Annotated in this window: 13 protein-coding genes, 1 other RNA gene and 1 pseudogene; 8 read left to right on the forward strand and 7 right to left on the reverse strand. The window is 46.3% G+C overall.

Annotation, left to right across the window (positions count from 1 at the left end; genetic code table 11):
• The 3 genes from HRU42_RS18150 to HRU42_RS18160 all read left to right on the forward strand — a co-directional run.
• Positions 1–160: YcjX family protein (locus HRU42_RS18150; RefSeq protein ID WP_295033161.1), on the forward strand; the 160-nt coding region annotated here is incomplete at its 5' end.
• Between the two features lie 22 nt (positions 161–182).
• The gene (locus tag HRU42_RS18155; RefSeq protein WP_295033145.1) at positions 183–1,355 is read left to right on the forward strand and encodes a TIGR01620 family protein; all 1,173 of its coding nucleotides are present in this window, start codon (positions 183–185) and stop codon (positions 1,353–1,355) included.
• A 149-nt stretch (positions 1,356–1,504) separates the two neighbouring features.
• Complete coding sequence (locus HRU42_RS18160) at positions 1,505–2,683, forward strand: aminotransferase class I/II-fold pyridoxal phosphate-dependent enzyme (RefSeq protein WP_295033147.1); 1,179 nt, start codon at positions 1,505–1,507, stop codon at positions 2,681–2,683.
• Positions 2,684–2,807: 124 nt separating this feature from the next.
• Here the strand turns inward: HRU42_RS18160 and HRU42_RS18165 are convergent, their stop codons facing one another.
• Together HRU42_RS18165 and HRU42_RS18170 are read right to left on the reverse strand one after the other, a co-directional pair.
• Entirely contained in the window at positions 2,808–2,927 is a 120-nt protein-coding gene (locus HRU42_RS18165; RefSeq protein ID WP_295033163.1) for an anion permease, read from the reverse strand.
• Positions 2,916–3,270 (reverse strand): annotated as a pseudogene (locus HRU42_RS18170) (SLC13 family permease); the annotation flags it as partial. The pseudogene HRU42_RS18170 and the gene HRU42_RS18165, both read right to left, overlap by 12 nt.
• 111 nt (positions 3,271–3,381) lie before the next feature.
• Here HRU42_RS18170 and HRU42_RS18175 point away from each other — a divergent pair.
• Positions 3,382–3,699, forward strand: a complete 318-nt coding sequence (locus HRU42_RS18175; protein WP_295033149.1) for a helix-hairpin-helix domain-containing protein — start codon at positions 3,382–3,384, stop codon at positions 3,697–3,699.
• A 149-nt stretch (positions 3,700–3,848) separates the two neighbouring features.
• An RNA gene (ffs, locus tag HRU42_RS18180) (signal recognition particle sRNA small type) lies at positions 3,849–3,945 on the forward strand.
• 169 nt (positions 3,946–4,114) lie between these two features.
• On the opposite strand, the gene HRU42_RS18185 is transcribed toward ffs, so the two are convergent.
• The 5 genes from HRU42_RS18185 to dinG all read right to left on the reverse strand — a co-directional run bounded on the left by HRU42_RS18185 (position 4,115) and on the right by dinG (position 8,862).
• A complete protein-coding gene (locus HRU42_RS18185) occupies positions 4,115–4,387 on the reverse strand; it encodes a late competence development ComFB family protein (RefSeq protein ID WP_295033150.1) in 273 nt (90 codons plus the stop codon).
• Positions 4,388–4,621: 234 nt separating this feature from the next.
• The gene (locus tag HRU42_RS18190) at positions 4,622–5,320 is read right to left on the reverse strand and encodes a DUF2057 domain-containing protein (protein WP_295033151.1); all 699 of its coding nucleotides are present in this window, start codon (positions 5,318–5,320) and stop codon (positions 4,622–4,624) included.
• 9 nt (positions 5,321–5,329) lie between these two features.
• A complete protein-coding gene (locus HRU42_RS18195; protein WP_295033152.1) occupies positions 5,330–6,004 on the reverse strand; it encodes a primosomal replication protein in 675 nt (224 codons plus the stop codon).
• A 2-nt stretch (positions 6,005–6,006) separates the two neighbouring features.
• Entirely contained in the window at positions 6,007–6,780 is a 774-nt protein-coding gene (locus HRU42_RS18200) for a TSUP family transporter (protein ID WP_295033154.1), read from the reverse strand.
• A 9-nt stretch (positions 6,781–6,789) separates the two neighbouring features.
• Positions 6,790–8,862 carry an ATP-dependent DNA helicase DinG gene (dinG, locus tag HRU42_RS18205; RefSeq protein WP_295033164.1) on the reverse strand — a complete coding sequence of 691 codons (2,073 nt, stop codon included), beginning with the start codon at positions 8,860–8,862 and terminating at the stop codon, positions 6,790–6,792.
• Between the two features lie 131 nt (positions 8,863–8,993).
• Between dinG and HRU42_RS18210 the strand changes: the two genes are divergently transcribed.
• From HRU42_RS18210 to HRU42_RS18220, 3 genes are all read left to right on the forward strand, one after another.
• Complete coding sequence (locus tag HRU42_RS18210) at positions 8,994–11,429, forward strand: DNA polymerase II (protein WP_295033156.1); 2,436 nt, start codon at positions 8,994–8,996, stop codon at positions 11,427–11,429.
• A gap of 229 nt (positions 11,430–11,658) precedes the next feature.
• Positions 11,659–12,870: a porin gene (locus tag HRU42_RS18215; RefSeq protein ID WP_295033158.1), complete on the forward strand. Its 1,212-nt coding sequence runs from the start codon at positions 11,659–11,661 to the stop codon at positions 12,868–12,870.
• Positions 12,871–13,483: 613 nt separating this feature from the next.
• Positions 13,484–14,795, forward strand: a 1,312-nt coding sequence (locus HRU42_RS18220; RefSeq protein WP_295033160.1) for a TonB-dependent siderophore receptor, incomplete at its 3' end; no start/stop codon positions are given.

Below are 14,795 nucleotides of genomic sequence, written 5' to 3' on the forward strand. Positions count from 1 at the left end.
GCCAAAATCATTGCCAGGGGCCGATTTTTGGGCGTCTCAGGGCTTTGAGTTTACCAGCTTCGCGCCACCTAATTATGCTCCTCAAGCAGATGAAGCCGAATTTGAACATATACGACTAGACCACTTGTTGCAATTTTTACTCGGTGACAAGCTCAAATAGTTGACCGTGTTGAGAGAATCATATGAAAGATAGAGACGCAGCTCCTTCGCAACAAGATATGCGAGGCGCTAAAAGTAAGATAGCCAATAGCATCAAACAGAAACAGGTATTTGAATCCAGAGCGGATGAAGCAGCGCCCAACTTTCGTCAAGCTCAGCGATTCGAGCAGCAAGCTCAATTTATTCAGACCCCTCATGATAAAGAGGAGGCCTTGAGCGACGAGGTCATAGACAATGAGGTCGCCTCTAGCTTATCTGAACGTTCGGGATTGTTTGCAAATAGCAGTAGTCGCACCAGCAAACCTAAGCGTTCTGTGCTCGCCAAGCTTATCATCATAGGGCTCATTGGACTGGCTATCACAGAGACGACTCTGGGGCTGAGGAATGCCTGGTTGGAGAGCCCTTGGTTATTCGGTTTGTACTCCAGTGTGACCCTACTGATCACCTTATGGGCGGGGAAACTCATCTTTGGTGAATGGCGGCATTTACTCAGGCTAAAGTCGGTGCAAGAGGCGCAACAAATCGGCGATAGACTCGCTCAAAGTATGCAGCAGGGCGAAGCCGATAAATTTATCGGTAACATCATCACTAATCTACCAGCTGGAATTGATTTTACTCAGTATCATGACGCTAGCCGAGATGGGCATAATGATGCTGAAAAACTGATCCTATTCGATGAGACCATATTGAGTGATAGAGATAAGGTGGCAAAGAAAATCGTTCGCCGCTTCGCTCAAGAATCGGCCCTCTTGTTAGCTGCCAGCCCGCTGGCGGTGCTCGATATGGCCATTATTCTCTGGCGAAATCAACGCATGATAGTCAAGATTGCCCACTGCTATGGTATTGAATTGGGTTACTGGAGCCGTATCAAGTTGATAAGAGGGGTTATCACTAACATCATCTATGCAGGCACCAGTGAAATAGCGACCGATCTTGGCACTCAATTACTCTCAGTTGAGATGTCCGGTAAGTTGTCTGCCCGTCTTGGACAAGGACTCGGCGGCGGCCTACTGACGGCACGTTTAGGTTATCAAGCTATGTCTCTGTGTAGGCCTCTCTCCTTTAAAGAGTCTTCCAGGCCCAGACTCTCCGGAATACATAAAGAGTTATTGTTAGATCTTAAGGAGTTATCCTCTTCTGTGTTTAATGCTAAGGTCAAAGAAAAGGCTAAATGTAATAAAGAGTTTACATCTTGAGCTGGATTATTTTTTCATCAGTTGTTTACTCCGACTAGTGTCTGGGTACATGGTGATATCTATAACCATAGGTTCTTTCATATAAGATTATTTATATGAAAATATTAACCGACGGTGTATCACACATGAGTAAACCTCGGAGAAATTCTATGCAAGGAAAGTGGAAACTGGCTACGAAAGTCATACATGCTGGGCATATCAAAGACAGTTCAGGGGCGCTCGTGACCCCCTTGTGCCAGAGTGCGACTTTTGTATTCGATAGTGCACAGCAGGGGGGCGCCAGATTTGCAGGCGATGAAGCGGGCTATATCTATACTCGGCTCGGCAATCCGACCACCGCGGAGTTAGAGCGAAAGATGGCAGAGCTCGAAGGGGCGGCAGCGGCGGCCGCTACGGCATCGGGCATGGCGGCGGTGTCTTCGGCGCTACTGGCTAACCTATCACAAGGCGATCATCTGGTCGCATCCAAGGCCGTATACGGCTGTACGTTCTCACTGATGACGAGCCAGTTGAGCAAGTTTGGTATTGAGGTGTCCCTGGTCGATTTCAAGGATCTCGATGCCATTACAGCAGCGATAACCGAGAAGACCAGAGTGCTTTTTTGTGAGACTCCTGTTAATCCTCACCTCGATGTTTTTGATCTAGATGCATTGGTGTTAATTGCCAAGAAGCATGGTTTGGTCAGCATCATAGACAATACTTTTATGACTCCCTTACTGCAGCGCCCCTTGGATCACGGGGTAGATCTTGTGGTTCACAGTGCGACCAAGTATCTCAATGGACATGGCGATGTCATCGCCGGAATCATCTGTGGCAGTGATGAACAGATCACCAAGATAAAGTTTGAGACCATCAAAGACCTCGGAGGAGTCTTGTCTCCCCACGATGCCTGGTTGATTCTCCGGGGGTTAAAAACCTTAGATGTCAGAATGGAACGTCATTGTGATAACGCTCAGAGAGTGGTGGAATACCTGGTCTCTCACCCGAAAGTACTTAAGGTGTATTACCCAGGAATCGAGGGTAGTTATGGTCAGCAGCTGCTTGGTAAGCAGATGCGCAGGGGCGGCGGAGTGATTGCCTTCGAACTCGATGCCGACTTAGACAAGTCCATCGAATTTATCAATAGCCTGCAACTATTTTCCATCGCGGTGAGCTTAGGTGATGCGGAATCACTCATACAACATCCGGCTTCTATGACCCATGCTACCTATAACGAAGAGGAGCGAGAAGCCGCGGGTATCGCTGAGAATTTATTGCGCATCTCTGTGGGGCTGGAATCAGTGGAAGATATTATTATCGATCTGGAACAAGGCTTAGCTAAGATATAAGGCTATACCAATCGCGATTAGTCCAATTTAATTATGCCTGCTATATAAAAAGCCGCCTCATGTCACCCATGAAGCGGCTTTTCGTATTGGGTGTATACCTAGAAACCCCAGAAAATATGCGCCACTAGGTATAAACACACATGCTGATAAAGTTGACGATCACCCCGGCTCGCATCATCTCAGATTGTTTGATAAAACCTGAGCCGTAAACTATGGCGTTGGGAGGCGTCGCCACTGGCAACATAAAGGCGACGGTGCTCAAGCCAAATTCAAGCCAATCACTGAGCGGCAATGGCATTAGGTGGACTGCCGACTAGAGTCCCTATACCGCCTATATTGGCCGAGTAGGCAATACCAAGAAGCATAAACAGATAAGTGCTCTTATGCTCTTTGAAATCAAGTTGCTGTAGAATTCCCAGAGCCAGGGGCAGCATCATGGCTGCGGTTGCAGTATTGCTTATCCACATAGAGAGTAAAGCCGTTATGCCAAAAAGTAACATGCAAGCAATGCTAAGTTTTTCCTTAGAGGCGGTTAGCACCTTTTGTGCTATGAGCTTATCTATTCCCTGATGGTTCAAGGCCGCGGCTCGATAGAAAAATGGCAGGAAGTGGGAGCTTGATCTACATTTAATGAGTGGCCATGGATCAAAGGATTAACGGCTACATATTGAAGGAACAATACTCAACATGGAGTTACTATGAAAAACACACTCGTATCTGCGACGCTTATTGCCGCATTTTTTTCACTCAGCGTCTACGCCGGTGAAGTTTCGAGCCAATCGAAAATGGCTCATCAAAAAGAAAACTCACATCAAGTTCAACAGCTTAATGTAAACATCAACACCTCTTCAATAGCGCAATTGGTTTTACTTAAGGGAATAGGTGAATCAAAAGCGAAAGCGATTGTCGAATATAGAGAGACTAACGGCAAGTTTAAGGTGATAGGCGATCTTTCAAATGTGAAGGGGATCGGGCCTAAGATTGTTGAGAAAAATAGTAAGTTTCTAAGCTTATAGTGCCGATTTATAGACTTTTTGTTTATAGAAGCAGCAGTCAGTAGTCAACAAGCCAATACTTGCTGTTTAGGGCTTGATTGCTCGGCGGGCTTAGTAGATAATGCTCGCCGTTCTCTGAGGTGATTTACTCACAGAAAGCAATGGTGACCTTAGGGTCCCCTCGCAATGATAACTCGTGAATTCGGCCAGGCCTGGAAGGGAGCAACCGCAGCGAGTGACTCATGTGCCGGGGTGTGGCTCTAGGGGAACCTCCAATCTCCTAGTTCATCAATTTCCTAGCTAAGATATCTCGAGTGGTACGCTTGATTGTACACACTAGGAACCACATTCAGTCTGCTCCATCCCCCTTATTGTCTTCGCTAATCCAAGTACACCTCCTCTTTCAATCACTTGATTTCAGTGGTCTAGAACTATTTCATCCGCGATTTTCTTTGTGTAAGTTAGCCTTGAGAAATGCTCTCGATTTTTCCAAAGCGGTTTGGATTTCAGATCTCATCTGAGACAGCTCGCTGTGATCCTCGAAGAAATAGGTATCGACCAGATGTCGTATATAGCGAACCGGGAGCTGGTTTAGGGTGACACAACAAAGATCTGCCAGATAATCTTGCGGTAATTCATCGAGTAATCCTTCATCGGACAAGAGTTCCATCAGTAGGACTTCGTAATAGTTTCGAATTTCTAATTGCATACAGATGCTCCGTGACTGTTAGTGTCTATTGCTGTTATAACGAACAAGAAAAGATAGTTCAGTTTGCAAACATGTTTAACTAGCGACAACAAGCAGGTGCGATATTGTCTAAGATGATTTTAGCGCTAATTCGGCATTTACGCCTCATAGGTAAGCTCATTTAGACTCAATCTGGATACAAAAACGCCAGCTAGATATGCTGGCGTTTGGCTTTAAGCGAGAATGACGCGCTATTTATAACTGCTGGATGGCCCAACCCATAAACTCTTTACGGGTCTTATCATCGGCATGCAGCCACCAGTACTGCAACATCTGTTGGGCGTGCTTGCCTTTATCGGCTTTACTAGCAGAAGCCGGAACCATAGGCATGGCATCAATGGGGGCCGGGATACTGACAGGAGCAGTAGGGGGCGATTTAACTGAGGATGCAATCAATGCTCCACTAGTCGCGGCTGTGGTTACCGCCGCAATATCTTGCTTGTTTCCGCCACCAAACAGGCTAGTCACGAATGAGTCTTCGGTGAAGTCCGTTTGAATGACCTGGTAGTCGACCCTTCCCTTGTCACTGCGGGTGATCACCACCTGGGGAGATTTAGCGAAAGATTTAGGTCGTTTTACGCTATTGCCATCGGCGGGCTTCAATGTGTACTCATGGTCACCATCAACTGCAAGGGTCACGATAAAGGGAGATGACTTGATAAAGCTTTCACTGTCACTGAAATCATCTTGAACCATATCATGGTAGCGGATCGCAATCTTGTGGGTCCCTTGGCCTAATTCCAGATCTGCCTTATGTTTGAATAAGTTGCTCTGGACTTTCTTACCGTCGATGGCCAGGTATTCAAATGACATTGGGATATTCAAATTAGCTGCCAGGGCCGAAGATGAACCCAGCAGAGCCAAGATTGCTGTGATGGACATGAGTGACTTCATTGTTTCTCCTTAACGATTAAAAGGCTTATAAGTTTGAGAGAATGGTCGCTCAAACGCTTGAATACGATCTTCTATATAGCTGATGGCTTGTCGACACTTACCGAGTCGTCGATGAACCAAGAGGATCTCATTTTGCATCTGGATCTTGTCGTCACTATGACAGTTATCCAGTTGTGATTGCAAAATCAGGATTTTCTGTTCAAATTTACTCACCCAATTGAGATGTTTGTTGAGCTCTGCATACAGTTGGTGGCTATTATGCATGACGCCGGCGGCGATCCAATTGAAGCCGCTCTCATCATGGGACTTATTTTTACGCCTCTTCGCTTGGGCCACTCGAAAAGCTCTTTGCTGCGATGCCGAGTTAGCCCCTAATGTGGTGGTATTTAGCGCTCTTCTGACGGCGGTAAACCTGTCTTGAATACGTTCACAGCTCAAGGCTATAGTCTGGTTTGAGATGTTACCTTTTATCAGCTGACCTAGCTGCTTAATACTCTTGTTTATCTGTTCTATACAGGGCATAAGTTGAGCCCCTGATTGCATAAAGAGTTGGTCGTTAAATCTGTCGGTATCCCGCAGCAGTTTCTGCTCTCTCTTGGGTAAATTCGCATCGTGTTGCAGCACGTCTTGCTCTAGCTGCTTCAATTGGATTGATAATTGTCTCAGGAGTTCATTTGTATTCATCGTTACACCCATGCATCCCAAGCTAACTTTGCCGCAATCAACAATACCAGAGTGATAAATGCGGGTCTGATAAACTGGACGCCGAATTTTATTGCCGTTCTTGCACCGATAAAAGAACCTAGCATCATACATAGACCCATTGAAAGACCGATAATGGCATTCACTTGCCCAAGTGTGAGAAAGATCACTAAAGAGGTGAGGTTACTGGTGAATGTCATCGCCCTGGCTAAGCCGCAACTGTGAAGCAGAGGCAGCTTATGGTAGGTGGTACTGGTTATGGTCCAGAATGCACCTGTACCTGGTCCGGCGAAGCCATCATAGAATCCGAGTGGAAAGCCTTGCAGCCACTGCTTCATCTTAGATGCTGGTTTGTTTAGTGGTGTGAAGGTACTGCAGCCCATGGCATTGGGTTTGAGTAGTGTGTAAATAGCAATAATGATGATCATCAGAGGAAGCAGTTTTTCCAACCAACCGCTATCGATAAGAGAGACGAAGAAGGTGCCGGCTACCGCGCCGAAAAAAGTGGCAATAAAGGTGTAGTACCACACGTGAGGCGTGAATAGGTTTTGTTTATAATAGGTATACGCAGCCGTAGATGAGCCAAAGCATGCGGCTAGCTTATTGGTGCCCAGTGCCGTATGAGGATTTATACCCAATGTCAGCAGGGCCGGAATAGAGAGTAAACCTCCACCTCCAGCGATGGCGTCGATAAAACCTGCGAGTAAACCGATCCCGGCTAGAATGGCCCAAGTGCTGGGTTCAAACAGTAAATCCAAATAAAAATCCTACTCAATTACGCGTCGAAAAGGGGGCAGTGCATCGAGCAGTGACTTTCCATAGCGTTTAGTGACTAAACGTCGATCTAAAATCGTGATGCGGCCATAGTCTTGCTCGTTACGTAGTAATCTACCACAACTCTGGATCAATTTGCGTGACGCATCGGGGATCGTCAGCTGCATGAAGGGATTTCCACCTTTTATCTTGATATATTCTGCATGAGCCTGCTCGACGGGAGAGGTGGGCACCGCAAAAGGCAGCTTGGTGATGATCAGGTTCGTCAGGTAATCCCCCGGTAGGTCTAATCCTTCAGAGAAGCTCCCCGTGCCGAAAATGATGCTAGGTTCATCGTTATCGCAACGTTTCTTATGGGCCGATAATATTTCCTGTCTGGAAAGAGTGCCTTGGACCAGCAAGCCTGTCTTGATCTTACTCTCGACCATATCAACCACCTTCTCCATCTGCCAATAAGAGGCGAATAAGACTAAGGTGGCCATCTCCCCCTCAATGAGGGCCAAGATCTGCTGAGCGAGCTCTTCGGTGAACTTTTCGTCCGTGGGTTCATGGTTCATCTTAGGCAGGAACAGGGTCGCATTCTGTTCAAAATCGAAGGGCGAGTCCATGGCGAGGAAGCGGCTGCCATCGTTGAGAGATAGGCCAACTTGATGGGTGAAATGATTAAAATTATTTAAGGAGCGTAATGTTGCGCTGCAAAGCACCACTCCAGCGGCCTTGTCCCAGAGTAGTTTCTCTAACATGAAGCCGACTTCTATGGGGGAGGCGCTGAACAAGTAATCGGTCTGTTTACCGGTTAATATTTCAATCCAACGTGCCATAGGGGCACCTTTGGGGTGATCTTCCTTGGCCATCATCTTCCACAGCTTCTGTAAGTTTTCCAGTTTCTGCAACATGAAGCCAGTTTCAGAGAGCAACTGTTCTGCTTGATGCTTGGGAATATCGCCATCTTTTATGGCTTCACTGAGCAAGACTAGCATCTTATTGAACTGCTTGAGAGCCGTAGTCGATACCGTGGCTAAATTCTCAGCCTGTATCAACAGCGCTGGGGGTAACTTGCCATGCTCGAAGCGTAAACGATTCTCAGGATTGTCGAACCTGGGTGTTTGGCTATCACAAAAATGGGCTATCTGGGTGAGCTGACTGGTAAGATCGGTAATATGGTCCTGCATCGCCTGAGCCGGGCCTATGATGTTATTACTTTTTATTTGATTCTGTAACTTGCTACAGGTCTTCTCTATTTTTTCTAGCCAGTCGACTGCGCCCCTGAGTGTGGTTTGTGCGCTGGAGAAGTCTCTGGCGACCATAGGCAGATGGTGGGCTTCATCTATGATGTAATACACGTCTTCTGGATCGGGCAGAATGACGCCGCCCCCTAGTTCCAGATCGGCAAACAAGAGGCTGTGGTTAGCGATCAACACATCCCAGGTATCGATATCTTCACGTGCCTTATGGAAAGGACAATTCCTGTGGCTGGCGACTTGTCTGTGACAGCTGTGTTTATCACATGCTATCTGATGCCATAAGTGGTCTGGGAGCTGTTTGACTAAGGTGTCACGTTCGCCATTCCATTTTCCTTCATGGTATTGCTTCAATAATGTCTGCAGCAGCTTGATCTGGCTGTTGTCGGGTTTGGTCTGCCACATCGCCATCTGAGTGCCGTTATCGGCTCCGATTAACATCTCTAATTTAGACAGACAGACATAGCGTTGCCGACCTTTGACTAACCCAAAGGTAAAGTTGAGCTCAGATTGCTGTAAAAAGAAGGGCAGATCCTTGTGTAGCAACTGTTCCTGCAGGGCAACGGTCGCTGTGGCGATACAGACCTTTTTCTTGCTGGCCAGTGCCAATGGAATAGAGCCTAATATGTAGGCTAAAGATTTACCGATACCGGTCCCGGCTTCAACCACGATAATGCGCCTGTGTTTATCGTATTCACCGGCTAAGGTCTTAGATATTTCGGCGACGATATAGTTTTGCTCACGCCTGGGACGAAAGCCAGGCAAGGAGTTTGCGATACCTCTATATATGGAGCGGATCTGTGTTTTTACGTCGGCCGATAGCATAGGTACACAAGGAAGAGAAATAGAGCTGTACATAATAACAGTGATTGCATAGCCTTAACTACTCTAATTTTCTATTCTTGAGTTAAATGTGATGCCATTTTCATCGAGTCCTTGTTTTGGATAGACAAATCATGCCAGTAAAGCCCCCTTCAGAGTCCAGTGGAACCGCAACGGTTAAGGGGCGGATACTCTCTCGCCACACGGTGCAGCATTCGGGCACGGCTTGGCTGCATTATTATATTAAAACTTCTGCTGGCCCAGTATTGGTGCAAGTGCCTCAAGCTGAATATGTGTGTTTCTGTGCAACATCTGATCTGCCCCGGCTGCAAGCATTACCAGAGTCTGCCAAAGTAAGAATGGTGGATCTGCCGCTTAAAAACTTCAATTGCGATCCTGTCACGGCAATTTATGCGAGTTCATCACAGGTATTGAGACAGGTGATCAGGGGCGCTGTCGATCTCGGTATTCCCTTATTTGAAACCGATATTCGCCCGGAACACAGATATTTGATCGAAAGGTACATAGCGCTGGATGTGGAGTTTATCGGTCAATTTGAGCCTAAGACAGCAGGCAATCTGGCCAGGTTTACTGCCACACGGGCTAGAAAAAGCTCAGTCGATATCCAGCTTAAGGCGATATCACTCGATTTCGAATGCAGTATGTCGGGGGAACTCTACTCGGTCGGCCTCTACGGTAAGACCAGAGATGAGGAATATAACAAGGTGATCATGGTGGGCTCAGCTGTTGGGAAAAACAGTGAAACACCGGCACTGTCAGCCGACCAAGGGAACTATATCCAGTGGGTTGAAGATGAGAGAGGCCTGATCCTCAGCTTAATCGATTGGTTTGATGACTATGATCCCGACATCATCATAGGTTGGGCCGTGGTGACATTCGATCTGGCACTGGTATATAGAAGAGCAAAATTGCATGGCATCAAGCTCGCGATCGGCAGGGGTGGGAGCGAGCTCAGCTGGAAGGTTGCGGATAAATACCGTCCGGAGACGCTGTTTTTGCCCGGCAGGGTCGTGTTAGACGGCATCGATTGGCTCAAGGCAGCCTTTTATCGCTTCGATAGTTTCTCACTAGAGTCTGTTTCACGTGCCTTACTCGAAGAGGGCAAGGCATTGCCCAGCGGTAAGCCGGGAGTCGACAATCGAGGCGAGGAGATCACCGCGCTATTTCATCATGATAAAGCGGCGCTGGCCCACTATAATTTAACCGATAGCCGCTTGGTATGGGATGTTTTCAAGAAAACCCAGTTATTTGAATTTGCCTTAGAGCGTTCTAGGTTGACCGGCCTGGAGCTTGGCAGAGTCGGCGCCTCGGTCGCCGCGTTTAATAACTTATACCTTCCTCATCTGCACAGGGCGGGTTTCGTTGCTCCGGCCATGGCGACGAGTCAAGGGCTAGAGAGTCCGGGTGGTTATGTGATGGATTCACTCCCCGGGCTGTATAAGCATATCTTAGTACTCGATTTTAAGAGCCTGTATCCTTCTATCATCAGAACCTACCTTATCGATCCTAAAGGCCTAATCAAGGGATTGTCTGAACCTGAAGCCGATAATGTCGAGGGTTTCTTGGGCGCTCAATTTAGCCGGGACTCGCCCATATTACCCGAACTGATTAAAACCCTCTCTGAGCATAGGGAGCAAGCGAAAATCGACAAGAATGCCCCATTGTCACAGGCCATTAAGATAATCATGAACTCCCTCTATGGCGTATTAGGCTCCCGTGGCTGTGTATTTCATGATGCCAGGCTAGCCAGCTCTATTACCCTAAGGGGGCATCAGATCATGAAACAGACGAGAGCCTGGATTGAGGAACTGGGCTATCAGGTCATCTATGGCGATACCGATTCGACCTTTGTCTGGCTGGGGCAAGATCCGACGGATATCGATGTCGACAAGATAGGTAAGGGGTTAGTTGAAACGATAAACACGAGATGGAAAGCTAAGTTAGCTAAAGAGATGGATTTAGCCTGTCATCTAGAGTTGGAGTTTGAATGTCATTATGAGCAGTTTTTTATGCCGACCCTCAGGGGCTCTACCCAAGGGTCGAAGAAACGCTACGTAGGGGCACTGACCAATGATAAAGGCGAATTGCAGCTCGTATTTAAGGGCATGGAGCAAGTGCGCAGTGACTGGAGTCCGCTTGCCAGGCGCATACAAGAAGCACTCTATTACCGGCTATTTACTAAACAAGATGTGATGGACTTCTTGCAACAGGTGGTCAATGACCTGATGCAAGGCAAGCTAGATGAAGAACTCGTTTTCAGTAAACGTCTACGTAGAGACATAGCCGATTATACGGCTAAGTCATCTCCCCATGTTAAGGCGGCGAAGATGATGTGTGAAAGTTCAGGCTCTGAGCGTTTCTCCAAGAGGGGGACAAGAGTCGAGTATCTTATGACACTCAATGGCGCCGAACCTATCCAATACCGTCAGTCTGCTATTGATTATCATTATTATTTAACTAGGCAACTCGCGCCCATTGCGGAACCTGTTCTGGGGATGCTCGATAAACGTTTTTCGGACATAGCGTCTAAACAGATGTCGTTAATTTAGTGGGTGTTTTCTTAAGATTGTTCCGCTTTTATGTTAACAGATGGTTTATTGTCTGCTGCCAAAGGGTTTTGTTAGTTAAATCGATGAAAAAACAGGGGGTTTTTGTGACTTTCGTCTTTCAGTAATTACACATCTCTTGCTAACCTCAGCTGCAACTAGGAAGACGAAGAACAATGGAATGACAAAAAATAGAATCCAGCAGACTGAAAACATAAAGGTTAGACATCACATGAAAAAAACTTTAGTAGCATCGGCATTAGCAGCCGTCATATTTGTCCCGTCAGTATCGGCAATCGAAGTCTATAAAGATGACAAAAATTCAGTAGAGATCGGCGGTTTCATTGATGCACGTATCATGAACTCTCAAGGCGCAACAGAAGTCGTTAACGGTGCATCTCGCATCAACTTTGGCTTCACTCGTCAAATGGAAGATGGCTGGAAATCATTTGCTAAACTGGAGTGGGGCGTTAATCCGTTCGGCACCAGCGACATCGTTTATAGCAATGAGAACAACTTAGAATCTGATAGTAGTGAGTTCCTAACTAATCGTCTCGGTTATGTCGGTCTTGCACATGATGCGTATGGTTCATTGACCATAGGTAAGCAGTGGGGCGCATGGTACGACGTGGTTTATAACACTAACTATGGTTTCGTATGGGATGGTAATGCTTCTGGTACTTACACGTACAACAAGGCTGATGGCGCTGTCAACGGTACAGGCCGCGGCGATAATACGGTTCAATATCGTAATACCTTCGGTGATTTCAGCTTCGCTGTGCAGGCTCAGTTAAAGCAGGACTCTTTCGATCTTATCGGGGATAACGTCGTCTCTCCTCATGGTTCTGTATTTGGCGCTACAACGGTTATGCCTACAACTTCAACAAGCATAGCAACAATCGAATATAACAACACCTACGGTGGTTCGGCCACCTACAATGTCAATGATAAGTTGACATTGACCGCAGGTTTCAACGTCGGTGAGTTTGATGGTACCTATGTTGGCGGTGCGTCAATAAGTGAAACTGACTCTATCTATGGTTTCGGCGCCATGTGGGGCAACTGGGATAGCGAAGGTGTTTACGCTGCGTTTAACGTGAACAAGCAAGAGTTTCATGATACGGATAACCTAGGTCGCATGATCCAAGAAGCGGTTGGTTTAGAATCACTGGTCTCTTACAGGTTCGATAACAACATACGTACGTTCGTTTCTTATAACATCTTAGAAGCGGGTGATGATTATGCAGCCGCTCATAACGGTGATGTGTTCAAGCGTCAGTTTGCGGTAGCCGGTGTTCACTACATAATGGATTCAAACACGGTAATTTACATCGAAGGCCGTAAAGATTTCAGTGACTTCACCAGCACAGATAGAGCACAAGAAGCTGCTATGGCACTTTCTGAAGACGATGGCGTAGCAATCGGTATCAGATACTACATGTAATAAGCCCGTTATTTAGCTAGTTTGAAACGCCCTATACGGGCGTTTTTTTATGGGCGAAAAATATTGGCTATGCCTATGTGTAATTAATCCCTCCCGAAATATATATGGCTGCGACCCGTCCCTAGATCTATTTTTTTGATCTAAAAACAAAACAACGGACAAAGCGTACATTAAAGTTTACGTAAACGAGAACTTTGCTAGGGCTCTCGAGTCGATATAGCTAAGCTTCATGATGTAAAACCATTATTAATTTAACTTATTACCGAGGTAAGTGAAGAGTAAAATAATGACGTTCGTGGCGAGTCGTAATGGTAAAGCTCTATTTTTAAAGTGGTTATATCGAGTTTTAACGCTGTCCCCCTTGTGTGCAGCATCCCTTTTCTTATCCCTGGTCAGCTAATTCCCTCTCATCTGAGCAGCCAAATCAGCTTTCCGAGTGTAACTGTACGCAAAATAATCAACCGCTGAATTATCTGTAAAAATTGATGCTCGCTTGTTGATTAAATGTTTCCATTGTGGTCTTATTTGTTTGCGAATGTATCAATTGTAACTATTTAAGTTTCTTTTGATGCATTTAAAAAATATAAAAAATAAGAGTCCAGGGAGAAACAACATGTACAAAAATAGCTTATTAGCTAATTCAGTGCGTTTCGCACTCATTAGTGGTGCTGCAGCAACAGCAGCAATGACAGCACCAACAGCTTTTGCAGCAGAAGAAGAAGCAAAAGTAGAACGAATTTCAGTGACAGGTTCGCGTATTAAGCGTGCAGATATGGAAACCGCTAGCCCAGTCACGATTATCGACGCATCGGCTATCTTAGCCTCAGGTGCTACCTCTATCGATGGCATCCTGCAGAGCATGACTTCGTCAGGTGGAGCCATGACCAACGCAGGTATCAACAATGGATCTCGGGGTAACTCTCGAGTGAACCTGCGTGGTTTAGGTTCAGATCGTACCTTGGTATTGGTTAACGGTCGCCGCATGATCGCATCGGGTACCGGTGCTGCTTCTTCAGTCGATCTAAACACCATTCCAGTGTCGATGATCCAGCGCATCGAAGTACTAAAAGATGGTGCATCGGCAATTTATGGTACAGACGCCATTGCTGGTGTGGTAAACATCATCACTAAACGTGATTTCGAAGGGTTTGAAATGAATGTTCAGACTGGTATGTCTGAACATGGTGATGGTGAAGAGACGAGTATTGACTTTACCCTAGGTGCAAACCATGACAAAGGTAACATGGTGTTAAACCTGCAGTACACTAAGCGCGGTGATGCATCACAAGCCGATCGTGACTTCTCCAATTGCCCACTGTCAGAAACTGGGGCTACTGGCGAGAAGACCCTCTATTGTGGTGGTAGTTCTTATTCTCAAGGGGGCCATATTTGGGGCGATAAAAACTTTGATTTAGTCAAATCAGGTATTGATGAAGATGGGAAAGCCATTATTGCCAATGGTGATGCGAGTTATTATGGCCAGTATATAACTAGGCTTAATAGCGATGGTACTGAGTGGACAGATGACAAGGGTAAGGCAAATAATAAATATTTCCAAACTTGGAGAGCCATTACAGATCCTACTTCTCCTTATTATAACAACAGTGTCGACTCAACATGGGGAGACCGTTCGGTACCGGATGTGAGTGGACGTGGTGATTCGTACCATGATTTCGTCAGTTCAGGTGATAATAACGATAAGTATAACTACGCAAAAGATAGTTATCTTTCAACGCCGATGGAGCGTTTGAATTTAACCGCTGCCGCGACCTATGATCTAACCGATAATTTGACATTCTTCACCGAGGCCATGTATACCAAACGTTGGTCAGACCAGCAGATGGCGCCTCAGCCCATCTGGAATGGTGATGCTTGGCTCTACGATCCTAAGAGTGCCGGTGGATGGATGACCGATGAGCTATTAC

Source organism: Shewanella sp. (genome assembly GCF_013214165.1).
Lineage (GTDB): Bacteria > Pseudomonadota > Gammaproteobacteria > Enterobacterales > Shewanellaceae > Shewanella.